General features: G+C 59.8%; 18 protein-coding genes and 1 pseudogene. 16 read left to right on the forward strand and 3 right to left on the reverse strand.

The window, feature by feature from the left end; all coding sequences use genetic code 11:
* Positions 1 to 3: 3 nt before the first annotated feature.
* Genes GQ464_RS12940 through GQ464_RS12950 form a run of 3 tightly spaced genes read right to left on the reverse strand, consistent with a single transcriptional unit; the run spans position 4 to position 2,470 of the window.
* A complete protein-coding gene (locus GQ464_RS12940) occupies positions 4 to 639 on the reverse strand; it encodes an acetyltransferase (RefSeq protein ID WP_166976173.1) in 636 nt (211 codons plus the stop codon).
* Positions 639 to 1,310 carry a sugar transferase gene (locus tag GQ464_RS12945; RefSeq protein WP_166976176.1) on the reverse strand — a complete coding sequence of 224 codons (672 nt, stop codon included), beginning with the start codon at positions 1,308 to 1,310 and terminating at the stop codon, positions 639 to 641. The genes GQ464_RS12940 and GQ464_RS12945 overlap by 1 nt, the downstream gene beginning before the upstream one ends.
* Positions 1,307 to 2,470 (reverse strand): DegT/DnrJ/EryC1/StrS family aminotransferase, encoded by a 1,164-nt coding sequence (locus GQ464_RS12950; protein WP_166976179.1) that lies wholly within the window; start codon positions 2,468 to 2,470, stop codon positions 1,307 to 1,309. The genes GQ464_RS12945 and GQ464_RS12950 overlap by 4 nt, the downstream gene beginning before the upstream one ends.
* A gap of 433 nt (positions 2,471 to 2,903) precedes the next feature.
* Between GQ464_RS12950 and GQ464_RS12955 the strand changes: the two genes are divergently transcribed.
* The 16 genes and pseudogenes from GQ464_RS12955 (at position 2,904) to GQ464_RS13025 (ending at position 23,802) form a co-directional block, all read left to right on the forward strand.
* Positions 2,904 to 5,219: a GumC family protein gene (locus GQ464_RS12955; RefSeq protein WP_228350277.1), complete on the forward strand. Its 2,316-nt coding sequence runs from the start codon at positions 2,904 to 2,906 to the stop codon at positions 5,217 to 5,219.
* 50 nt (positions 5,220 to 5,269) lie between these two features.
* The gene (locus GQ464_RS12960; protein WP_166976185.1) at positions 5,270 to 5,773 is read left to right on the forward strand and encodes an SLBB domain-containing protein; all 504 of its coding nucleotides are present in this window, start codon (positions 5,270 to 5,272) and stop codon (positions 5,771 to 5,773) included.
* 200 nt (positions 5,774 to 5,973) lie between these two features.
* On the forward strand, positions 5,974 to 7,344 hold the full coding sequence (locus tag GQ464_RS12965; protein WP_166976188.1) for a UDP-glucose dehydrogenase family protein: 1,371 nt from the start codon (positions 5,974 to 5,976) through the stop codon (positions 7,342 to 7,344).
* Positions 7,341 to 7,877 (forward strand): annotated as a pseudogene (locus GQ464_RS19235) (NAD-dependent epimerase/dehydratase family protein); the annotation flags it as partial. The gene GQ464_RS12965 and the pseudogene GQ464_RS19235, both read left to right, overlap by 4 nt.
* A gap of 42 nt (positions 7,878 to 7,919) precedes the next feature.
* Positions 7,920 to 9,716: an LAGLIDADG family homing endonuclease gene (locus GQ464_RS12970; protein ID WP_166976310.1), complete on the forward strand. Its 1,797-nt coding sequence runs from the start codon at positions 7,920 to 7,922 to the stop codon at positions 9,714 to 9,716.
* A 101-nt stretch (positions 9,717 to 9,817) separates the two neighbouring features.
* Positions 9,818 to 11,593: an SLC13 family permease gene (locus GQ464_RS12975; protein ID WP_166976191.1), complete on the forward strand. Its 1,776-nt coding sequence runs from the start codon at positions 9,818 to 9,820 to the stop codon at positions 11,591 to 11,593.
* A 133-nt stretch (positions 11,594 to 11,726) separates the two neighbouring features.
* Positions 11,727 to 13,460 carry a bifunctional sulfate adenylyltransferase/adenylylsulfate kinase gene (locus GQ464_RS12980; protein WP_166976194.1) on the forward strand — a complete coding sequence of 578 codons (1,734 nt, stop codon included), beginning with the start codon at positions 11,727 to 11,729 and terminating at the stop codon, positions 13,458 to 13,460.
* Positions 13,461 to 14,188: 728 nt separating this feature from the next.
* Positions 14,189 to 15,433, forward strand: a complete 1,245-nt coding sequence (locus GQ464_RS12985; RefSeq protein WP_166976197.1) for a lipopolysaccharide biosynthesis protein — start codon at positions 14,189 to 14,191, stop codon at positions 15,431 to 15,433.
* A 436-nt stretch (positions 15,434 to 15,869) separates the two neighbouring features.
* Positions 15,870 to 16,196 carry a hypothetical protein gene (locus GQ464_RS12990; RefSeq protein WP_228350279.1) on the forward strand — a complete coding sequence of 109 codons (327 nt, stop codon included), beginning with the start codon at positions 15,870 to 15,872 and terminating at the stop codon, positions 16,194 to 16,196.
* 58 nt (positions 16,197 to 16,254) lie between these two features.
* The gene (locus GQ464_RS12995; RefSeq protein WP_166976202.1) at positions 16,255 to 17,817 is read left to right on the forward strand and encodes a hypothetical protein; all 1,563 of its coding nucleotides are present in this window, start codon (positions 16,255 to 16,257) and stop codon (positions 17,815 to 17,817) included.
* Between the two features lie 5 nt (positions 17,818 to 17,822).
* The gene (locus GQ464_RS13000; RefSeq protein WP_166976205.1) at positions 17,823 to 18,653 is read left to right on the forward strand and encodes a glycosyltransferase family 2 protein; all 831 of its coding nucleotides are present in this window, start codon (positions 17,823 to 17,825) and stop codon (positions 18,651 to 18,653) included.
* A 23-nt stretch (positions 18,654 to 18,676) separates the two neighbouring features.
* Positions 18,677 to 19,930 carry an O-antigen ligase family protein gene (locus tag GQ464_RS13005; protein WP_228350280.1) on the forward strand — a complete coding sequence of 418 codons (1,254 nt, stop codon included), beginning with the start codon at positions 18,677 to 18,679 and terminating at the stop codon, positions 19,928 to 19,930.
* Between the two features lie 111 nt (positions 19,931 to 20,041).
* The gene (locus tag GQ464_RS13010; protein WP_228350281.1) at positions 20,042 to 21,061 is read left to right on the forward strand and encodes a glycosyltransferase family 4 protein; all 1,020 of its coding nucleotides are present in this window, start codon (positions 20,042 to 20,044) and stop codon (positions 21,059 to 21,061) included.
* Between the two features lie 23 nt (positions 21,062 to 21,084).
* Entirely contained in the window at positions 21,085 to 22,275 is a 1,191-nt protein-coding gene (locus GQ464_RS13015; RefSeq protein WP_166976215.1) for a glycosyltransferase, read from the forward strand.
* Between the two features lie 69 nt (positions 22,276 to 22,344).
* Positions 22,345 to 22,980, forward strand: coding sequence for a class I SAM-dependent methyltransferase (locus GQ464_RS13020; protein WP_228350282.1), 636 nt, complete (start codon positions 22,345 to 22,347; stop codon positions 22,978 to 22,980).
* A 36-nt stretch (positions 22,981 to 23,016) separates the two neighbouring features.
* Positions 23,017 to 23,802 carry a WecB/TagA/CpsF family glycosyltransferase gene (locus GQ464_RS13025; protein ID WP_166976221.1) on the forward strand — a complete coding sequence of 262 codons (786 nt, stop codon included), beginning with the start codon at positions 23,017 to 23,019 and terminating at the stop codon, positions 23,800 to 23,802.
* Positions 23,803 to 23,805 lie beyond the last annotated feature (3 nt).

Genomic DNA, 23,805 nt, shown 5'->3' on the forward strand with positions numbered 1-23,805 from the left:
AGGTCAATGGGAGATCGGACGGGCCGGGACGCCGACGGCCGTGATGTTTTCCGGCAGGTCGCGCACGACCACGGCACCGGCGCCAACGCGCGTCTCGTCGCCGACGTGCACACCCGGCAACAGGACACATCCCGTGCCGAGTTCGACGGCCGCACCCGTCCGCGCATGCCCGGAAACGTGGACGCCGGGGTGGACCGTGGTGTAGTCTCCCAGGATCGCATCATGCCCGACGGTGCTGTGCAGGTTGAGGAGGACGTGCGTGCCGATGCGTGCGTCGACCGTCACGGTCACGCCCCGGCAGATGATGCTGCCTGCTCCCAGGGACGAGGAAGGATGCACCGAAGCCTCCGGGTGGACCAGCCGGGCTGGCGAGAGGGGGGCTCCGGCCAGTCGTCGGGCGAGGCGGCGGCGGATCTGCGGGTTGCCGACGGCCAGCACGTAGTGCAGGCCTTCCTGGCGGAGCAGCCAGTCCACGTCGCCGAGGAGGGGGTAGCCGAGGCGGGACTGGCCGGCCAGCGCCGGGTCGTCGTCCACGAACCCCTGTAAGGTCCAGGCTGGTGTGTGCCGGTTGATGGCTTCCACGAGCGCGGCGGTCTCGCGCCCGAAACCGCCGGCTCCGACAATGACCAGAGGTTCCATCACAGCCGGTTCGGCGCTGTGGCGATGCCAGGGGCACCCGGAGGGGGCATGGCTTCGCAGGTAGAAGGAGGAAAATCCTCGTTCCGGCCGGCCGGTCCGTAGACGCCCCGGCCGGAGAGCAGGAGGCCGGGGGTGCGCAGGAGAATGCGCAGGTCGAGCCCGAGGTTCTGGTGGGTGACGTACCAGACGTCCAGGCGGATGCGCTCGGGCCAGGGCAGGGCGTTGCGCCCGTGGATCTGGGCCCAGCCGGTCAGGCCGGGGCGAACGGCCAGGCGCTGCCGCTCGAAGGGGCCGTAGCGGGCCACCTGCTCGGGCAGGGCCGGGCGGGGACCGACGAGGCTCATCTCGCCCCGGAGCACGTTCCAGAGCTGTGGAAGCTCGTCCACACCCCAGCGCCGGAGAAAACGCCCTACGTGCGTGACCACTTCGGCGGGACGGGTCGGGTCGTGCCGCTTCCGGCGCAGCGTGCGGAACTTGAGCAGCCGGAAAGGACGGCCGTGCCGCCCGATCCGCCGCTGCCGGAAAAGGACGGGGGAACCGTCTTCCAGAAAAATCAGCCACGCCACCACCACCAGTACCGGGGCGAGCAGCAGCAGCAGGAGCGCCGCGCCGAGCACGTCCAGCAGGCGCTTGACGAGCGTGTACGCGCGTGGAGGGCGGGCGGTGTTCATGAGGCGGGCAGGTTCGGGTGGACGGATACCCGCCCGCGGGGCAGGCCGGACAGGCAGGCTTCGAGGGCGCCGGCCACGCGGGCGGGGGCCTCGTCCGGCAGGCGGGTGAAGAAAGGGAGGGCCAGGGTGCGGGCCGAGGCGGCCTCGCAGGCCGGAAAGGTGCCGGGACGGAAGCCGAAGCGCTCGCGGTAGTAGGGTTGCAGGTGGATGGCCGGAAAATACGGGGCGCATGCGATGCCGCGGGCCCGCAGCCGTGCCATGAGCAGATCCCGGGCCTCCGGGGCGAAGTGGTCGCGCAGGCGGACGACGTAGACGAACCAGCTCCGCACCGTGCCGGGCGGGTCGGCGGGCAGGATCAGGTCGTCGGTGAGGGGTGCCAGCGCCTCGGCATAGCACCGAGCCAGCGCGGCGCGACGTGCGAGCAGATCCGGCAGGCGTTCGAGCTGGGCGCATCCGAGCGCGGCCGCCAGCTCGCTCATCCGGTAGTTGTAGCCGAGGCGCACGTGCGCCATCACCGCGTCGTCGTCTCGCCCGTGGTTGCGCATCGAGCGGCATCGGGCAGCCAGGACGTCGTCATCCGTGGTGATGCATCCGCCTTCTCCCGTCGTGATCTGTTTGTTTGGATAGAAACCGAACGCGGCGGCCGCGCCCCAGCTCCCTACCGGGCGGCCGCCCACCGAGGCGCCGAGGGCCTCACAGGCATCGTCGATCAGAAGCAGGTCGTGCCGCCCGGCCAGCCCGGTGAGGGCGGGCCAGTCCACCGGCAGGCCGAAGACGTCGACGGCCAGGATGGCCCGCGTGCGCGGGGTGATCGCGTCTTCGACGCGGCCCACGTCCAGGTTGAACGTCGCCGGGTCGATGTCGACGAAGACCGGCCGGATACCCTCGTAGAGCAGGGCGTTCGAGGAGGCGACGAAGCTGAAAGGGGTCGTAACGACCTCGTCGCCCGGTCCTAGACCCAGGCCCCGGACGATCAGGTGCAGCGCCGCCGTTCCGCTGCTGACGGCGACGGCGTGCCGCACGCCACACAGCCGGGCCATGCGCTCCTCGAACTCGCGCAGGCACGGGCCCAGCGACAGCCGGCCGGAGGCCAGCACCGCCAGGAGACGCCGCCGCTCCTGCGGGCCAAGGTCGGGACGCGATAGCGGGAGACGACGCAAGGCAAAAAGTCGGAAAGGTGGACCGGAGGGTGAAACAAAAACTCGCGGGACCCTGTTCGGTTGTCCGTGAAACGGAATATAGGATTCCGGACGGTGTCTTTCTTTCAGGGCCAGGGGGCAGCTTGTGCCGCCGGGCGGCAAACTGTGCCGGTTGTGTGGGGCGAATCCGTTTTTTCCGTGACGGATGCCGGGTTCACGGGCCGGTGACGTATCTTTCCCCTGCTCGCCGCTACAGAAAGCGCCGCGTGTTTTCCGGGAAGGAATTTCATATTTTGCGCGGTGAATGTAGGGCGCGTGTCGTTTGCCTTTCGCCTGTATGAGCCACCGGCACGGTTTTTAAAAGGGCCTGTAGTGCTATCGTAGGATCGAGGCCGTGACGTAAAAGGACATGCTGGAGCACAGCGGTTATAGAGGGCATCGAGGCACCGGAGCCGTGCGCAACGGAACCAACGGCGCCCTCGCCCACCCGCGCCCCGAGGCGTTCGAGGACGACGAGATCTCCCTGCAGGAGGTTTTCGAGATCCTCCTCAAGGGCAAGTGGATCATCCTGGCCTGCTTCCTTCTTTTCCTGACGCTTTCCGCCCTCTATACCTTTCTGACGCCGCGCGAGTATGAGGCGTCCAGCACCCTGTTCGTGAACACGCAGGGGTCGAACTCCCAGCTGAACGAGTTGCTGGGGCTGAGCCTCGTCAACCGGAATATTCTCAACGAGATCGAGATCATCAAGTCCCGCATGATCGCCACGCGGGTGGCGGAGCATCTGATGCGGCAGCGGGTCAATCCGGAGACGGGGACCCTGTTGAGCATCCTCGAGGTGGATGAGGAGGAAGAGCCGCTGACGTTGCTGGAGGTGAGCCAGCGCCTGCGGGAGGATTACCTCTCCGTGAAGCCGGCCACGGACGAGGTGGATCTGGTCGTCATCACGGCCCGGAGTACGCAGCCCGAGGAGGCCGTGCTGATCGCCAACCTGTATGCGGACGAGTACGTCGCCTACAACCAGACCTCCAGCCGGGCGCGGATGCGGGCCTCGGCGGACTTCCTGGCCGCGCAGGCCGCCCGCTTCGACAGCCTGCTGGGCAGGGCCGAGCAGAACATCCTGCAGTACATCGAAGAGACGGGTGTCGTCGATCCGAGCATCGAGGGTGAGCAATTGCTTGAGCAGATCATGCTCTGGAGTGCCGAGCGGGATCGCACGCGCTTTACCCTGCAGACGGCCCAGGCCGAACTGGAGGCCCTCGAGAACGAACTCAGCCGCATCAACCCCGAACTGACGCGGCGCCTGGCCTCGAACGACGATGCCGCCATTGCCGCGCTGCAGCAGCGCATCACCGACCTCGAGATCCGGCTGGAAGAGAAGTATTCGAAGAACCCCCAGCTGCGCCGGGATCCCGCGGGTGACCCGGAGGTGCAGCTGTGGCTGACGCAGCTCGCGGACTGGAGGCAGAAGCTGTCCGAGCGGGTGGCGCGTTTCACCTCGGATGCCCTCGCCGGCACGTCCCTGCTCGGGGGCGGGGCGGAAGGCGTGTTCAAACAGGTCACCGAGTTGCAGCAGCAGATCCTGGAAAAGCGGGTCACCCTCACCGGTGCCCGGGCCCGCCTGTCCGTGCTGGAGCAGGTGCTCGCCGGCTACGAACGCCGGTTCAACGAGATTCCCAACAAGGCCCTCGTCCTTTCGCGGTTGCAGCGGGAGATGCAGAGCAGCATGCAGCTGGCAACCCACATCTTTGAAAAGCTCCAGGAGGCCAAGATCGCCGAGCAGTCCGAACTGGGCTACGTGGAGGTGATCGACCACGCCGTGCCGCCGGAAGAGCCGGTAAGCCCGCGGGTGCCCCTGAACCTCATGCTGGGTGCGCTGCTGGGCCTGTTCGTGGGGGTCGGCGTGGCGTTCCTGCGCACCGCGCTCGACAACAAGGTGCGCAAGCCGGAAGACCTGCGCAAGCGCGGGCTCAGCGTCGTCGGCGTCGTGCCGGACCTGTCGCGCCTGATCAAGACGGATTTCAACGGGCGGGAGCGGATCACGGTCGAGGGGCGCACCTACAGCACCAGCCTGATCACGCTGCTGAACCCGCTCTCGCCGGCCTCGGAGGGCTACCGGCGCCTGCGCACCAACATCCAGTTCAGCCAGCCCGATGCCACGGTGCAGGTCGTCATGGTCACCAGTTCCGGCCCCGGCGACGGCAAGACCGTCACCTCGGTCAACCTGGCCGTCACCATGGCGCAGGCCGGGCGGCGCACCCTCTACCTGGACGCGGACATGCGCCGGCCTACCGGCCACAAGGTGCTCGGCCTCGCCCGCGAACCCGGCCTCGTGGACCTGCTCTTCGAGCCGGCCGCCGCCGGGCTGGAACGCTTCGCCACCGGCGTCGACGACCTCTATGCGATTCCCACGGGGCGTCCCGTGCCCAACCCCGCCGAAGTGCTCGGCTCCAAGAAGATGCGCGACCTCCTGGCCCGCCTCCGGCAGGAGTTCGACATGATCATCATCGACACGCCGCCGGTGCTGGCGGTGACCGACGCGCTGCTGCTCTCCAACCAGTGCGACGCCACGGTGGTGGTCGTCTCGGCCAACGAGACGCCCTGGCACGCCCTCGAACACAGCCTCGAGGCCCTGCAGGGGGTCGGGGCCCGGGTCACGGGCGTGGTGCTGAACCGGTTCGATGCCCGCGCCGCCTACGGATACGGCTATGGATACGGCTACGGCTACGGGTATCATTACGGCGAGACCGAACAGGCCGCCGCCCGCCTCTGACCCCTGCAGATTGGTTGCCCTTTTCTCCCTCCCTCCTTACCGCATGCCCTATGACACGTTTCGTCCTGTTTGCGCTCCTGCTGGCCTCCGGCAGCCTGTGGCCGGTGCAGGCCCAGCAGCTGACCGAGTTTGAACGCTCCCGCTTTTCTCCCGCAGCCTACTACAACTACGCCGAGCCGGGCGACGTGACCATGCTCGTCAACGTCTGGGGGTCCGTGCGCAATCCCGGCCTCTACGAGGTCCCCCGGAACACGCGGCTCAGTACCCTGATCTCGCTTGCCGGCGGGCCGGACCTCGCCACGAACGCCAGCCTGCAGGCCAACCGCACCATCACCATCCGGCTCATCCGCGACGCGGGGGGGACACGCAGCACCGTCTTTTCGACCTCGATGCGCAACGAAGTGCTGATCTTCGACGAGAACCCCGTCCTGCAGGAAGGGGACGTGCTGGTGATGGAGACCATCCTGAAACCGAAGATCATCTGGAAGGACGTCTTCCCCATCGTCGCCGCTCTTGGAACGGTGGCACTGGCGATCGAGCGGATTTCCCGCTAGGGCCGGCACGACGGCGGGCAGGGCCCGGCGCCGGTGGTTCGCTGAAGGCCGCCGGCCCGCCCCGGATCGCAGGCCGGGCAAACCGGGCATGGAGTTGGCAAGCGCCTGCCTGGCTGTCCGGTAACCCGGAAAATGGAACCCCGGGCGTTCCGCTTCTTTAACGGGATCACTTTACTTTACCAACTGAGATTCAGATTGAGATGAAAATTGCCATCATTGGAACCGGCTACGTGGGCCTGGTGACGGGTACGTGCTTCGCCGAAATGGGGAACGAAGTGGTCTGTGTCGACATCGACGCGGCGAAGATCGAGCGCCTGCGCTCCGGCAAGCTGACCATCTTCGAGCCGGGCCTCGAACTCTTCTTCGAGCGAGGCCTGCGCGAGCGGCGCCTGCGTTTCACCACCGACCTGGCTGAGGCCGTCGCCACGAGCGAGGTGATCTTTCTGGCGCTGCCGACGCCGCCGGGCGAGGACGGGTCGGCGGACCTGTCCTACGTGCTCGGCGTGGCGGAGGACATCGGCCGGTTGCTGGCCGCCGAGGAGGCTTCCCGCTACCGCATCCTCGTCAACAAGAGCACGGTGCCGGTGGGCACGGCCGAGCGGGTGCGCGCCGTCCTGGAAGCGGCCGGCCTGAAAGCCGGGCAGCACTTCGACGTCGTCTCCAACCCCGAATTCCTGCGCGAGGGGGTGGCCGTCGAGGACTTCATGAAGCCCGAACGGGTCATCATCGGCACCGGCAGCCGCCGTGCCGCCGAGATCATGACGCAGCTCTACGAGCCGTTCGTCCGGCAGGGCAACCCGATCCTGGTCATGGACGAGCGCTCGGCGGAGATGACCAAGTACGCCGCCAACGCCTTCCTGGCCACCAAGATCACGTTCATGAACGAGGTGGCCAACGTGTGCGACCGCGTCGGGGCCAACGTGGACAAGATCCGCATCGGCATCGGGCTCGACAGCCGCATCGGCAAGCACTTCCTCTACGCCGGCATCGGCTTCGGCGGCAGCTGTTTCCCCAAGGACGTGCAGGCCCTGGCCCGCACGGCCCAGGCATACGGCTACGATTTCGAGATCCTCGAGGCCGTCCTCCGCGTCAACGACCGGCAGCGCCGCCTGCTCGTCGACCGCGTCGTGGACTACTTCGGGGGCGACCTGACGGGCCGCCGGATCGCCGTCTGGGGGCTGGCCTTCAAGCCGAACACGGACGACGTGCGCGAGGCGCCCTCGCACGTGGTCATCCGCGGCCTGCTCGAACACGGGGCCGAGGTCGTCGCCTTCGACCCCGAAGCCATCGAGACGACCCGCGCCGTGCTGGGCGACGTCGTCTCCTACGCCGAGGACGACTACGCCGCGCTGCAGGGCGCCGATGCCCTCGTCATCTGTACCGAATGGAACGAGTTCCGCCGTCCCGATTTCGACCGGATGCGCCTTCTGCTCAAGCAACCGGTCATCTTCGACGGGCGGAACCTCTATGACCCCGTGCGCATGGCCGAGGGCGGTTTCGACTACTACAGCATCGGCCGGCCCCACTACGCGCCGGTCGCCAACCCGGTCTCCATCAACGGAAAAGCCTGAACCCCGTGCCGCGTACCCTCATCACCGGCGGAGCCGGCTTCATCGGATCCCATCTCTGTGATCGGTTCCTGGCAGAAGGCCACGAGGTCATCTGCATGGACAACTTCATCACCGGCTCGCCGGACAACATCGCCCACCTGATCGGCCACGAGCGGTTCCGCTTCGTGCAGCACGACGTGACGAACTACATCTACGTCGAGGGACCGCTCGACTACGTGCTGCACTTTGCCAGCCCGGCTTCCCCCATCGACTACCTGAAGTACCCGATCCAGACGCTCAAGGTGGGGGCGCTCGGCACGCACAAGGCCCTCGGGCTCTCGAAGGCAAAGGGGGCGCGCTTCCTGCTGGCCTCCACGAGCGAGGTCTACGGCGACCCCCTCATCCATCCCCAGCCCGAAACCTACTGGGGCAACGTCAACCCGGTCGGCCTCCGGGGCGTCTACGACGAGGCCAAACGCTTCGCCGAGGCCATGACGATGGCCTACCACCGCTACCACGGCGTCGAGACGCGCATCGTGCGCATTTTTAACAGCATCATGGCCGACGAGACGGTGGTGCTTTTCAACGATGAGGCGATGCACGTCGAAGCGGTGGAAGACTATGCAAAATCGGTTGAGCAGGAGCGTCTGGTTGTGCCACGTCGCATTTATGTCCCGGCTTTCAATCCACGCACCTATCGCATGGAGCTTCGGTTGGCCCGGGCTTTCATCAAGCACCCGTCGTGGAACAAGGATGCTTACTGCATCCGAACCCGATACGGACGGGCCATTCGCGTAACGGGCGACCACAGCGTATTCCGACGTGGCGCCGATGGCTTGCCCGAAGCCGTGCCCGTACGTGAGCTAAAGGTTGGAGATGATATTGCCATTCCGGCCAGGCTACCCGTCGTGGAACAGGACCGGACTGCGATCAATCTGGCCGAATATCTGATTCGTACGCGAGCGGCATCGGAACGCTGGCGCTATGCCCTTCAGGCGCCCTCGCTGCGGACGGTGATTGCCCGTGAGCGTTCGTTTATTCTGGACGTGTTGCTGCGCAGCGGCCACTTTCAGGGTAGCCGCTCCGCCCGGAATACAGCCGGCTGTGCCTATCGTAGGTACCTGAAAGGTGCCTATCTGCCGCTCTATGTGGCGGCTGCGCTCCGGCATGCCGGAAAACTGACGTGGCCGGAAGATGGCCGTATCCGTCTGTATACGGCGGGGCGTAGTACCGCGCTTCCCATCCACATCCCGATTACGGACGATTTGCTCTGGCTGCTGGGATTGTTTGTAGCGGAAGGGCATGCGTTTGCCCGGAAGGGCACCTATCGGATTATGATCAGCTCGGAGGAACGGCTGCTGGATCGGGCCGCGCACATTCTGGAGACGCACCTGGGGATTCGTCCGCGTCGGATTGCAGCGCAATCGGGGCGGTCGCCTGCGCTGTACGCCGATGGGCGGCTGCTCTATGAGCTGTTCCACGAAGTTTTTCAGGTAGCAGCTCCTTCCAGAAGCCTGCGCCTGCCCGCCTGGATTCTTCAGCTTCCACTGAAACGGGTCAAGTACTTTCTGGAGGGCTATCGGGAAGGTGACGGAACCCACAGCCGTTATCCTGAAGTGCGGGAGCTGGCCTTCAATACGGCCAGTGAAGGGCTTGCAACCGATCTGACTTACCTGCTCCTGCGTTTTGGCATTGTAGCCTCGGTCGGGCAGTACGAAAGCACAATCAAGAAACGACCGGGGCGACGGTATCCATTCTGGCGTGTTACGGTCTGTGAGCTTTCCAATTTCAACATCCTGGAGTGGGATCGAGGTGTTACGCAACGCCTGAACGCGACGCGTCTGGGAGATCTGGTCTGGGCCAGGGTGCTTTCCATTGAGCCCATCGAAGCAACGCCGTACGTATACGATTTCAGTGTAGAAGGCTATGAAAACTTTGTAGCCGGCAACGGGGTCTGTGCGCATAACACGTACGGCCCCCGCATGCGCCTCGACGACGGCCGCGCCCTGCCCACGTTCATGGCGCAGGCCCTGCGCGGCGAGCCGATCACCGTCTTCGGCGACGGCAGCCAGACCCGCTCCTTCCAGTACATCGACGACCTCGTCGAGGGCATCTACCGCCTGCTGATGAGCGACTGCGTCGAGCCGGTCAACATCGGCAACCCGGACGAGATCTCGATCCTCGACTTCGCCCGGGAGGTCGTCCGCCTGACCGGCAGCCGGAGCGAGATCGTCTTCAAACCGCTGCCCCAGGACGACCCCAAGGTGCGCCAGCCGGACATCAGCCGGGCGCGCGAGGTGCTCGGCTGGATGCCCCGCGTGGATCGCGCCGAGGGCCTGCGTCGCACGCTCCAGTACTTCCAGGAACGCATCGCGGCCACGTCGAACGTTTAACGTTCAACGTTCAACGTTCAACCACCGTACGCCGCTGCCGGAGGGACGGGTAACCGGGTACGACGTTTAACGTTCAACGCGCAACGTGCAACGGTAAGGAAATGGAAGCCCTTGGCTGGGAGGCCTGGTTCACGGTCGGCGTGCTGGTGGGCATGATGGGGCTGCTCGTCCGCGAGGTGGCGCGGCCGGACATCGTCCTGCTGGGCAGCCTGGGGCTGTTGTTGCTCGCGGGCATCCTCACGCCCGAGCAGGCCTTTGCCGGCTTCGCGAACCCGGCCGTGCTGACCGTGGCGGCGCTGTTCGTGGTGGCCGCCGGCGTGCAGGAGGCGAATGCCCTCGGTTTCATGGACCGGCTCGTCTTCTCGCCCCGGGGGCGGCTCCTCGGGGCGCTCGTCCGGCTGATGCTCTCCACCTCCTTCCTTTCGGCTTTTCTGAACAACACGCCCATCGTGGCCATGTTTGCGCCCCGGGTGAAGCAGTGGGCCCGGGAGGTGGGGCTGGCGCCCTCGAAGCTGCTCATCCCGCTCTCGTTCGCCGCCATCGCCGGGGGGATGGTGACCCTCATCGGGACCTCGACCAACATCGTCGTCTCGGGGCTGATGGAGGCCGAAGGGTATCCGGGCCTGCGCATGTTCGACCTGACCTGGGTGGGGGTGCCCGTCGTCTTCGCCCTGCTCGTCTATTTCCTTCTGGTCGGTCACCGGCTCTTGCCCGAGCGGAAGGCCGAGGGGCCGGCCTACGGCAACGGGCTGGAGGACTGCCTGTTCGAGTTCCGCGTGGCGCCGCGCTCCTACATGATCGGCCAGACGGTGGAGGCGGCGGGGCTGCGGGCGCTCGGCGCGGCCTACCTGGCCCACATCCACCGGGGGGAACACCTGATCCCGGCCACCCCGGACGAGATCCTGCAGGCCGGCGACGTGCTCACCTTCGTGGGCAACGCCACCGCCCTCGACGGGTTGCTCGACCGGCCCGGCCTGGAGCGCGTCGTCTCGCCCATCGAGGCCCGTGAGGACCGGGCGCTGCCGCTCTACGAAGCCGTCGTCGCCGCCACTTCCTCGCTCGTCGACAGGACGCTCCGGGAGGCCAACTTCCGGGAGGAATACGGCGGGGTGGTGCTGGCCATCCAGCGCAAGGACGAGCAGCTGGCCGGCCCGCTCGGGCGCATCCCCCTGAAGGCGGGCGACCTGCTCATCATCGAGGCGAAACAGGGGTTCGACCAGCGCTGGAACGCCCGCCGCGACGAGTTCTACCTGGTGGCGCCCCGCCGGCCGGAGCTCAAGAAGCCCCAGCCCGGCAAGGCGCCCGTGGCCGTGGTGCTGCTGCTGGGCATGGTGGCCGCCAGCGCGGCCGGCTGGCTGCCCCTGGTGACGGCCGCCTTTGCCGCCGCCCTGGCCATGATCGTCACGCGGTGCCTCTCGCTGGCCGAGGCCCGCCGTTCGGTGGACGTCTCCGTGCTGATCGTCATCGCCGCGGCGCTCGGGCTGGGCAAGGCGGTGGAACTCACCGGCCTGGCCGGGGCCATGGGGCATACCCTGGTGCAGGCCACCGCCGGCCTGGGGCCCGTGGGCGTGCTCGTGGCCCTCTACGTGACGACCAACATCCTCACCGAGCTGATCACCCACAAGGCCGCCGCCGTGCTCATGCTGCCGGTGGCCCTGGCCGCCGGCGCCGAGGTGGGCGGCGACCCCACCGGCCTCGCCGTCGTCATCGCCGTCAGCGCCGCCGGCAGCTTCATGACCCCCATCGGCTACCAGACCAACCTCATGGTCATGGCCGCCGGCGGCTATCGCTACCGCGACTACCTCCGCGTCGGCCTGCCCGCGACGCTCCTCGTCATGGCCATCACCGTCTTCGTCGTACATCGAATATGGTTTTAATTCTTGGAAACTTAATGGCTTCCGCCGGTGCCTGCACCCCGGCCTTCCGTCCCGGATCGTAACTTCGCTGCGCGGTGTGGCGGCAGGTCCCGGCGCGCACCTTATCAGCAACCCGTAACCAGCAAACCATAGCATGAAAACCGTTTCCCTCATCGAGCCGCACGGCGGCGAACTCTGCGAACTGCTCCTGACCGGCGAAGCCCTCGACGCCGCCCGCGAAGCCGCACTGCATTATCCCTCGATCACCCTCACGCCCCGCCAGATCTGCGACATCGAGCTGCTGCTCAACGGCGGCTTCTCCCCGCTGCGGGGCTTCCTGAACCGGGCCGACTACGACGGCGTCGTCGAGAACATGCGCCTGGCCGACGGCACCCTCTGGCCCATCCCCGTCACGCTCGACGTCCCCGAGGAGACCGCGAAAAAACTCGGCGAAGGCGACCGGGTGGCCCTGCGCGACCAGACCGGCCTGCTCCTGGCCGTCCTCACCGTCGGCGACGTCTGGCGGCCCGACAAGCAGCGTGAGGCCGAAAAGGTCTTCGGCACCACGAGCACCGGCCACCCCGCCGTCGCCTACCTCTTCGACGAGGCCGGCGACTACTACGTCGGCGGCACGCTCGAGGGGATCCAGCTGCCCCGCCACTACGACTTCCACGACCTGCGCCGCACGCCCCGCCAGATGCGGGCCCTCTTCGAGGAAAAGGGCTGGGACAGGGTCGTCGCCTTCCAGACGCGCAACCCGATGCACCGGGCGCACAAGGAGCTGACCGACCGCGCCGCCGAGGAGATCGGCGGGCACCTGCTCATCCATCCCGTGGTGGGCATGACCAAGCCCGGCGACATCGACTACTACACGCGGGTGCGCTGCTACAGGGAACTGCTCAAGTACTACCCCGAGGGCCGCGCCACGATCAGCCTCCTGCCGCTGGCCATGCGCATGGGCGGGCCGCGCGAGGCCGTCTGGCACGCCATCATCCGGAAGAACTACGGCTGCACCCACCTGATCGTCGGGCGCGACCACGCCGGCCCCGGCAAGGACCGCGACGGCACCCCCTTCTACGGCCCCTACGACGCGCAGGAGCTGATCCTGAAGCACAGCGAGGAGCTGGGTATCGGCGTGGTGGACTTCAAGCTGATGGTCTACGTCCCCTCGAAGGACACCTACATGCCCATCGACGAGGCCAAGGCGCAGGGGCTTGCGTTCGAGATGATCTCGGGCACGCAACTCCGCCGGATGCTCGCCGACGGCGACGAGATCCCCGCCTGGTTCTCCTACCCCGAGGTGGTGGCCGAGCTGCGCAAGACGCACCCGCCCAAGCACCGGCAGGGCTTCACGGTCTTCTTCACGGGGCTCTCGGGTTCGGGCAAGTCGACCATCGCCAACGCCCTGATGGTGAAGCTGCTCGAGCGCGGCGGCCGCCCGGTGACCCTGCTCGACGGCGACGTGGTCCGTACCCACCTCTCGAAGGGCCTCGGCTTCTCGAAGGAGGACCGGTCGACGAACGTGCAGCGCATCGGCTTCGTGGCCAGCGAGATCACCAAGCACCGGGGCATCGCCCTCTGCGCGCCGATCGCACCGTACGAAGCCGACCGCCGCGCCAACCGGAACCTGATCGAGCAGTACGGCGGTTACATCGAGGTGTTCGTGGACACGCCGCTGGAGGAGTGCGAGAAGCGGGACGTGAAGGGCCTCTACGCCAAGGCCCGGGCCGGCATCATCAAGGGCTTCACCGGCATCGACGATCCCTACGAGGCCCCCACCGACGCCGAGATCGTGCTGGACACGGTGAACAACGACGCCGAAGCCTGCGCCGACCAGGTGCTGCACTACCTGATCGAAGCCGGCTACCTGAAGGACGGGGAGGCATAACCCTGACGCCGGGTGCGTCTCCCCCGGTCGTTTCCGACAGAGGTAAGCGGTGGGAGACGGCGAAGTTGGTGGGGCTGTCCTTCCAACCGACCGTGTATCGAAGTGAACCGGCAGGTAGAAACGGACACGGGGCACGGCGAAGGAGGAGGTCCGGTGGATCGTTCTGCGCGGGCTCGAAGGCGAGTCGGCGCGGGTGTACCTGTTCGACTCGTCCGCAACGAGGCGTTCGAAGAGGGCACCGTGCCGTATGTGGTGGATCTTGCCGCCATCTCGTCGGCGTTCCGTAAACCGATTGTGGGGGGAGCGTGCCGTGACGCGATTGAGGCAACAGGTCAGGGTGGCACGGCAGGCGCTACGCTGCACGAACTGCCGCTGGCAGTGGTCCCATTGGTGGAGCGTGATGCACCATCCCAAGCGAATCTGGGTGTGTTCGTCGCACGTGTTGCGTTTCCTGTGTCTTGCTGGGTAGGTGAGGTGTACAACGTGTCTTTACATAGCGGAGGTCCTTATTTGGTTGGCCTAGCGGTCATTGGTAAGATGGGTAGCGATCCATACCAACCACGTAGCCGCGGGCTTCAGCCCGGGCCCTCCGGCGGCCGGTGGGGCGAACCCCTGAAGGATGCGGCTACTATCATGTTTCGGCTACTGTGCCTGGAAATGCTTTCTTTGGAGGGTGTGAAGTCAACTCCGCTGCGGTGTACATCTTGTGGAAGAAAGTAAAAAAATGGATGCCTGACCTGACTGCGAGTGCTCTTGATCAGGGCTTGTTGTCAGGTGCGAACCTTGCCTACAATATCCTGTTGGCTCGCTGGTTTGCTGCTTCCGCAGAAGGGGTGGGAGAATACGGTGCCTTTTCAATTGTCTACTCTATTTATTTATTTGCCTATGGTCTGCATGCTGCTCTTATTTTAGAACCGATGGCCGTTTTTGGAGCGGGGAAGTATCATGCACGCTATCAACAGTACTTGGAATCACTAATGACAGTGCAGGTTGCTTTCCTTGTTATTCCTTTTCTGGCAATTGGGGGTGTAATTTTTTTTAGTAAAAGTAATTTGAGTTTAAATACAATAGCTGGTGCCTGTTTGGTTGCACCTTTAATGATGATTTTTGGATTCGTAAGAAGGGCATGTTATACCTTGACTCGACCTGATTGGGCAGTAAGAGGAAGTCTTGTCCATGCAGTGGCTTTAGGTATGGGAGCTTTGATTATGGTGAGGTTCGATCTTATCAGTGGTTTTTTTGCATTTCTAACGCTCGGAGTGGCCTCGATAGCTGGGATACTTGTTGTTGCACCTGTCGTTGGTATTCGATCCCGCTTACGATTAACTAGATGGGATGGACTCATTCTGTGGAGACACTGGCGATTCGGGAAATGGTTGCTTGCCTCTTCCATTTTGTATTGGGCTAGCGATTCAATCTATCTTCCGCTTATCGGATACTGGGCTGGACTGGAAGAGGCCGGTATTTTTAAGGCACTACGGAATATCATTTTCCCATTGAATCAGGTGGTTTCAGCGTTTTCCTTATTATTTCTTCCTATTGCAGCTGGTATCTGGCATCAAGATGGTATAATAGCACTGACGAAATGGATAAAGAGGATAATTTCCATGTTTGTTTTTATGACAATTATATATATTTTATTTGTTTTATTTTATGGAGATTTTTTGATTACTATTTTATATTCTAATGATGTTTATAAAAATTATGATTGGATCTTGGTTTTTTTGGGTGCTGCCGCCATTTTAGAATCTTTGAAACAGGGAACGAGTATATCCCTGACGGCTATGGAGCAGACACGACTAATCTTTAGGACGCGCATTGCAGGTGTCATCGTGACCCTCGTTATAGGAATAGCTTTGCTGTATTGGATGGGACTGCGTGGCGCGGTGTGGGGATATGTTGTTAGCGTTTTTACTGTAACGTTAATGTCTGTTCTTTATGCAAAACGAACGATGAATAATGTGGCACCTTGAATGGGAACAAGGGTTAATCCGGTCAATAAAGTACCGGAATCATCTCGTGGGGACACGATGGGGGGTAGAAACGGCCGATCGCGGCTCTTTTTTTTCGCTGGATGGAGGACATGGCTGGGTTGCTAAGAGGCGTATAGATCATACATCGTCTGGAATTTATCGTCATGAGTTAGAAGTTCGAATGGCAGAAGGCCATTGGGTGCTTCATACCGAGGTTTATCCTGAAGGCGATGTGTTGGTCCGGCATCAACGGCTTGTTTGCTTAAGTAGGACCTGGTTCCAGGATTTTGTGTGTCGGTTCCGTTTCTGTAAATCCCTTTTTCAGACCGCTCAGATTGCTGGCAGACATTTTGCTCATCGAGGAACTAATCGGTGGTATCAGTATCCTGTTCGGATTGCTACATTGCACGGAGAGAGGCTATCGCTGAAGGTAAAGGTGAGCGACTGGTACGGAGCTGGTAAGTTCAATCAGGAGATGTATGTGCGAGACGAACCGGGGGATGCATGGATCGTTCATGCCCGGCTGATGCCTAGCATGCATGATGCCTACTGGATTCGCTGGGATACACGTTTGGGACGTATATTAAATGTTCCTGACAGGGTGGCCCGACCGCTACTGAAGGTGCCGATCATTAAGAAAAACCTCTGGTATCGGGCGGAACGGACGGGAGGAAGGCCGAATCTACAAGGACAGTCGCTGGTTTGTCTGGAACAGGGAGACGAACTGGTGATGGAGTGCAGGGTTTATGTCAGCCAAGACTGAAGGAGATACCGTCCCGACATGTACGGTGGTTGAGTTGCTACACGAAACATCTGCCGGTGTGGCAACTTACCTTGCCAAAGTATTTGATCCTGCACGGAAAGGTTTTCCGGGGAGGGAGTTCTATGGCCTCGCATTTGCAATTTGGTTGTGGAGTTACTGGCCGGCGCAGTATCGCAAGGAGATAGATGCAGCTGCCAATCTGCTTGAACCGCAACGCCTTCAGGATGAAGCAACTAAGTACCACTGGGAATTTGTTCGCTTTGCGCTAAGCTACGCATTTAGGAATGTGTCGCTTATTGGCGAGAAGTCACGAGTTCGCGATCTGCTTGGAGATGAGCGGTTTGCTTATACTCGGGTTGCGAACTGGACTTTATTGCGCAGTACAGTTAGGACATTGACGTTGTCTAAATTTCAAAAGTTTATATCATTCTTTGAGTGTATTTTTTGTCTTATTTATTATCAAAAAAGATGTGGATTTATAGAAGATGAGAAGGGCAAACCAAGTCTGCAATATCATGCTTTTTCCACGGCTCTGCTTGGTCTTCAGATTGTAGATGGAAAAGTGAAAGATGCTTTTATTAGGCGTCGTTTTAGACGAGCATTAGAAGTATTAAATATATTGTGTTTACCAGGTGGAGAAGTAAATTATATAGGGCGAGGTCAGTATCAAAGCTTTGGATATGCGTCGGCTATTCTGGCATTCTCGGTGGGGGCTTATATATTTAATGATCATGTATATGTTCAAAAGGCTAGGGATGTTTTGGCTCGTCTTGCAAATTTTCGGCGTTCAGATGGATCTTTGCCTCTCGTACTTGGATCCTGTGAGATGGAAAATCCAATATTGCCAGATCTTCTTGATCCAATATATGTTGGATGGTATTCTTATAATAATTATTATGATTACCTGCCATTTACAGGCGCGTTATTGAGAAAGGCGGCTGACATCTTGGGCCAGTATGCAAGGACTAAGCAGTCAAATGTTGAAGATAGCTCCACCCGCTCTGAGTTAATTGTATGTGGGGGATTTAGGGTGATAACCAAGCCAAAGTATGTGGCAGTACTGCAGGCACCAGCTCGAGCCTGGGCTTCCTGGCAGCCACTGCCATACTTATGGGTAAGCGGAGAGTATCCTTTGCCGTGCTATGGTGGTGAGCAAGACGCTCCTTCTCTGTATTCGCCCGAAGGAATACCGCTTCCCGTGTTAATCGATGAAGCGGGAAGGAAAATCAGTCTCGTTAAAGGCGCCTCATTCCACTGGACCTCCCCTTTTACTCTGGTTGGCAAGCAAGCGGGCGTGAGCTTCCATCGGACTTTCTCTTTTGAAACGAGGCGGATAAGCGTGATTGATCGTATCGCTCTGTTTGGTAAGATGCGTTTCTGGACTCTGCATAGTCCTCGCCTGTTATTAGCCTCAGAAAATGTAACTCAGGTTACCCCCTGTTTGATAAGGGTTGGTCGGCATCGCGTGCGTTCATCAGTGTCCCTTTATTGTGAGGATAGACCATATTTCAATGCTTCGGGGGTTCTGCAGGGTTACTATGGCATACCGAAGGCATGTGTTGTGCGTGACAGTGGACGTGTTGAATATGAAACACGGCTTACCTTTGAGCTAGACCTGTGAGTACAATGAAGCACCATACGGACCTGCAACCGCTTGTGAGTGCAATCATGCCTGCGTACAATGAACAGGCACATATCGGTGATGCTATACGGAGTATTTTGAGTCAGACGCTTCAGAATTGGGAGCTTATCATCGTCAATGACGGCTCTACAGACAATACAGAGCGAATCGTTCTCAGCTTTGATGATGCTCGCATAAAGTATGTCTATCAAGAAAACAAGGGGCGCGGGGCAGCGAGAAATAAGGCCCTGTCTCTAGCAAAGGGGAAATATGTTGCTGTGACAGATGCCGACGATATCAGTTTACCAGAAAGGTTCGAAACGGAGGTGCGTTTTCTGGAAGAACATCCGGAGATAGCCGTCGTATCGGGGCAGTTGATGGTGTTTGGCGACTCTTATACTCCCCGTCTGTTATACAGGTATCCAACTGACCTGGAAGAGATTAGAGCATATTTTGGACGAGGAGTAATGGGCGTGCCGCATCCTGCCAGCATGATTCGCCGATCCGTGTTTGATGAAATCGGTGGGTATTGTGAAGAATGCCTGCGTGCGCAGGATTTGGAATTATTCCTGCGGATCAACCAGCGGTATACACTAGCCTGTCTGGACGAATGCATGATCCATTATCGGGCATTGCCCTCTGAAATGACTGCCTCGTTCTGGTTTCGTCTGATGAAATACCAGGAGTATGCATACTATAGAAGTCGCTGCATCGCACTGGGACGAGAACCGGATTCTTTTACTATGTGGGAGCATGGACATTTGAATCGTCTCCGATTTTATGTATGGCATGGATTGAGGTATGTGAAATATAAGATTAGGTTTTTTATTAAATGAATTAGTTGTGAGGCAAAGATAAAATGTGGACAACAGCTTATCATATAACCCATTCAGTAGGTTTGTTCAAAAATCGTGGAGTGGCTATTGTCCTCGCGGGAATTTTGTTGCTAAGTGCGTTCGGGCCAATTTTTAGCGAGCTCAAGCTGGGGCCTGTGTCTGTTTGGGCTGCTATTACGATTATTTATGTTGTATTTTTGTGGGGTGAATGGTTATTTCTTTTGCGTCCTGTCAGCAGAACATTGCTCCTGCGGCTTTTGCCATTGTTGCTTTTTATGGCATGGGCATGGTGCAGCCTTGTTTGGTACAAGGTTACATTGGCGGGTTTGCAGAATCTCATTCTGATGACAGCATTTCTCGGTAGCATAATGCAGGCAGCGCACCTTGCTCGCCGGGCGCCCGAACGAGTACGCTGGGTGGTTGGAGGTCTCGAGTGGGGCATCTGGATTGCCCTGGCCATCTACGGCATTGGGTTGTGGAAGGAAGGAGTTGGCGCAAAGGAGTTGCTACATTCTCGGTCCTTCGCCATGTTTGCCTTGACGGGGTTGGCCTGGCAACTTGCACAGGTCAGAGGTGGCCGACGTGTTAGCTACTGGCAGATGGGGTTTATTTTGGGTGCAATCATTGTAAGTCTCTCCCGGGCTGTGATGGGTGCAGCACTCATCATGGTTTTACTGGCGTACTTTCGACCTACAGGTAAAGGGATAATACAGTTTATGGTGATAGCAAGCCTCGCTGTTGCAAGCACGGTAATGCTGTTCCGGCATTTTGAGCCGCTTAAGGAACGTTTCACTCAGGGAGATCTTAGGAGCGTAGAAGTGCTTGCAGTCGGTAAAGTGGCAGTAAATATGTCAGGTCGAAATATGCTCTGGGAAATCACGCTACGGTCCGCACAAGGGCATTGGTGGTTTGGTAAGGGAGCAGGGGCTGTGCAAGAGGAAATATCGAGTGTGTTCAATGGGAAACTGGAGCATCCTCATAATGAATATCTTCGTCTTTTTCATGATTATGGTGTAATTGGTTTATTGTTGTTTTTAATTTCATATTTTTCTTTGGCATGGAGGTCGTGGAAAGCTTATCAGCAAGAGTACATACAAGCATATTCTGGCACTATTCACCTGGCTTCAACGTTGGCATTGGTCGGTCAAGCTATTGTGATGATAACGGATAATTCATTGGTTTACTTGTTTGCGATTGTGCCTGTTGGAATAATGTGTGGTCTGTCATTGGGTAAGATGAATAGGGTAAGAAGAAAACAAAAAACTTTTCCTGCATGAAGTATGTGTCGTGTGGCTTTTCTTACGAACTTTATCCCTCCATACCGGTTGCCGGTGTTACAGGCTCTTCATGAACGCCTGGAGGCGTTTTGCGTTATCGCTTCCGTCAGTATGGAGGAGAATAGAAATTGGGAGCACATAAACGTCGGTAGTTTGGATGTTCGATATCAGCGGTGTGTTACGGTTGCCCGCACGTGGCGACACCCTGCAAATTTTGAAGAGACTACCTATCTGCATATACCCTATGATACGCTTTCTCAACTGGCGGCTTTCAATCCTGACGTTATAATCTCCGCCGAATTGGGTGCTCGAACGAGTCAAGCTGTACTCTACCGTAAGCTTCATCCTGGTACCCGCCTGGTCGTCTATGCGGACCTTTCGGAACGGACTGAGCAGGGAAGAGAGGGGTGGAGAGGGCTTCTCCGACGCTGGATTCTTCGTCATGCCGATGCGATCATCACTAACGGTACGAGCGGCGAGAGGTACATTCAGAAACTTGGATTCTCTCCCGAATACATCTATAAAATTCCTTATACAACTGATTTGTCTCTTTTTGCAGAAAGCCCAGTCATCTGTAAGGAAAATGGGCAGCTAGAATTGATCTATGTGGGGAGTTTATCTCAAAGAAAAGGTCTTGTTATATTTTGTGAACATCTGGATGCCTGTGTGCGCGAATCCAAACGTGATGTCAGGTTAACGCTCGTTGGAAATGGACCTATGCAGGAAGAAATCGCGCGCATGAAACATCGACTGGCTTTTAAATTGAATCTAGTAGGTGACGTGGCGTACGAGCAATTGCCAGACTACTATGCGGCGGCCGACGCATTCGTTTTTCCTACATTGGCCGATACTTGGGGGCTGGTTGTCAACGAGGCGATGGCAGCCGGGTTACCAATCATTGGAAGTCGGTATAGCCAAGCTGTTGAGGAACTGGTGGTAGACGGCGTTCACGGATGGACCTTTTACCCCGATCAGCCTGAGACGGTATATAAGGCCCTGCATCAGCTTTTTGCCATGTCAGCAGAGGAGCGTAAAGAAATGGGCGAAACTGCACGTAAGGCAGCGTTAGAGTGGTCTCCGGAGCTCGTTGCCAGCCGTTTTCTAGCAGTTGTAGAGGCTGTTCAGAGTTGAGGTTCAAACCAGGTGTATTTGAGATGAAAATATTAATTGTGCATAATTATTATAGTGGTGGTTTGGGTGGTGAAGATGTGGTGTTTAATGTGGAGAAAAATGTATTGTTAAAATATGGTAATATCGTATTATCGTACGAACGTCACAACGACGAAATCGAGGCTTTAACTATCTGGGAACGGACAGCTTTGGTGCCAGGCACGCTATGGATGTCACGGGGTTATCGTGAGGTGCACCAGTTGATCAGGCGTGAACGCCCCGACGTCGCTCATTTCCACAACACCTTCCCACTTATTTCTCCGTCAGCCTATTATGCCTGTCGAGCGGAAGGTGTACCCGTTGTGCAGACGCTTCACAATTATCGATTGCTTTGCCCGAACGCCCTTTTTCTTCGTGATGCCCGACCCTGTGAAGCCTGTCTGGGCCGGTTCTTTCCCTGGCCGGGCATACGATATGCCTGCTATCGCGACAGCCGGCCGGTAACAGCTACCGTCGCGGTCATGCTCGCGACTCATCGGGCTATGGGTACGTATGCAAAGGCTGTCGATCGGTATATCGCGCTCTCCGAGTTTGCAAGGAATAAGTTCATCGAGGGTGGCTTGCCTGCGGAGAAGATTTCCATCAAGCCTAACTTTCTGGCACACGACCCGGGTTACTGTGAGGGCAGGGGGACATATGCCTTGTTCGTAGGACGGTTATCGGAGGAAAAGGGCGTGCGACCTCTGTTGAACGCCTGGTCGTCCCTGAACCATCCCCTTCTTCGGATCGTCGGGGATGGACCGTTGGCAGGCGAGGTGCAAGCAGCCGCCGCATCGTTTCCTGATCGGATCGTGTGGGAGGGGAGCCAACCACGCGAGCGGGTCTATCACTTGATGCAGCAGGCGATGTTTCTGGTGCTGCCTTCGATCTGTTATGAAAACTTTCCGATGACAGTTGTCGAAGCGTTTGCCTGCGGAACACCCATTCTGGCGAGTAAGATCGGGAGCCTGGCGGAGATCGTTTGCGATCGCCGCACCGGCCTTCATTTCCGCCCCGGCGATCCCGAGGACTTGGCGGCCAAGGTGGAGTGGCTTCTGGCCCATTCGGACGAACTGGCTCGTATGCGCCGGGCGGCCCGTGCCGAGTACGAGGCGAAGTACACCGCGGAGCGCAATTACGAGATGCTGATGGCGATCTACGAGCAGGCGATTGCGCAGAAGGCAGAAACGTCATGAAGGTCATTATCTTAATCAGACCTTCATGACAGGCTTTCCTTTCAAAGTTAACCCTATCGACAGGTAAATATGAACATACATGCCATTTACAGAGCTGTAGGAAAGCGTTTTCGCCGCAAGAGAATGGGCGATTTTGTTCGGGCGTTCGGGATTACTGCCCAAACGCGCATTCTCGACATCGGAGGTACGCTTTACAACTGGTCGTTGATCGACGTTCCACCGCAACTTACCATCGTCAATTTATCTCCTCCGCCGGCACATCTTCCGGACAACGTAAGCTGGATCGTCGCGGATGCATGCGAGTTGCCATTTTCTGATAACTCTTTTGACGTTGTCTATTCAAATTCGGTAATCGAACATCTCTTCACCCGTGAGGCCCAGCAGCGGATGGCCCGGGAAGTCCAGCGGCTTGCGCCCAAGTACTACGTGCAAACGCCGAACAGTCGTTTTCCGATGGAGCCGCATTACCTCACCCCGTTCATACACTGGTTTCCGGTGCCCTTGCGGAAGCGGATGATACGGAATTTTACGCTCTGGGGGTGGATCACCCGCCCTTCTCGGGAAGCGTGTGCGCGGCGGGTGGAAGAGATTCAGCTCCTGAATGAACAGGAACTGCGGAATCTGTTCCCAGATGCCACGATCCTCCGTGAACGGTTTGCAGGGATGACAAAGTCGCTCATCGTCGTGAAAGGGGCTTCGGGTTGACGTGTTCAGAGATGCGTCTCGAAACCTTACGCTCGTATGATAAAGGTGGAAGTCCTCGGCCTGCCCCTTTTCGCGCGGGACATCCCGGCGGCGGTTGCGCTCGTCGTGCAGGGGTGCCTGGAGGCGGAAGGGGCGTCGCCCCGGTGCATCAGCGCCACCGGGGCACACGGGCTGGTGTTCGCCCACGCAAACCCGGACTTCCACGCTCTGCTCCGCCGTTTCTACCTGAACCTGCCCGACGGCATGCCTGCCGTGTGGGTCGGCCGGTGGAAGGGGGCCCGGGCCATGCAACGCTGCTACGGCCCGGACTTCTTCGCGGCCGTGATGGAGGCCACGGCCGCGCTGCCCGTTCGACACTTTTTCTGCGGGGGGAAAGAGGGGGTGGCGGATCGGCTCCGGGAAGCCGTGGCGGAGAAGTTCGGCAACCGGAACGTGGTGGGGACGCACTGCCCGCCGTTTCGCCCGCTCACGGACGACGAGTTCGCCGCCCTCGGGGCCGAGATCGACGCCACCGGCGCGCACGTCGTCTGGATCGGCATCAGCACCCCGAAGCAGGAACGCTTTGCCGCCGCGCTGGCACGACATACCCGGGCGCGGTTCATCGCCACCGTGGGCGCGGCGTTCGATTTTCATATCGGCGCGGTGCCGCAGGCGCCGGCCTGGGTGCAACGGGCCGGGATGGAATGGTTTTTTCGGGTCCTCATGGAGCCGCGGCGGCTCTGGCGCCGGTACGCCGGAATTGTCCCGGCCTTCATCTACCTCAACCTGAAGGAACGTATTTTCCACCCCGACCGGTGGAGGGTGAACCGTTCATCAAGCTGAAAG

The organism is Rhodocaloribacter litoris, assembly GCF_011682235.2.
GTDB classification, from domain to species: domain Bacteria; phylum Bacteroidota; class Rhodothermia; order Rhodothermales; family ISCAR-4553; genus Rhodocaloribacter; species Rhodocaloribacter litoris.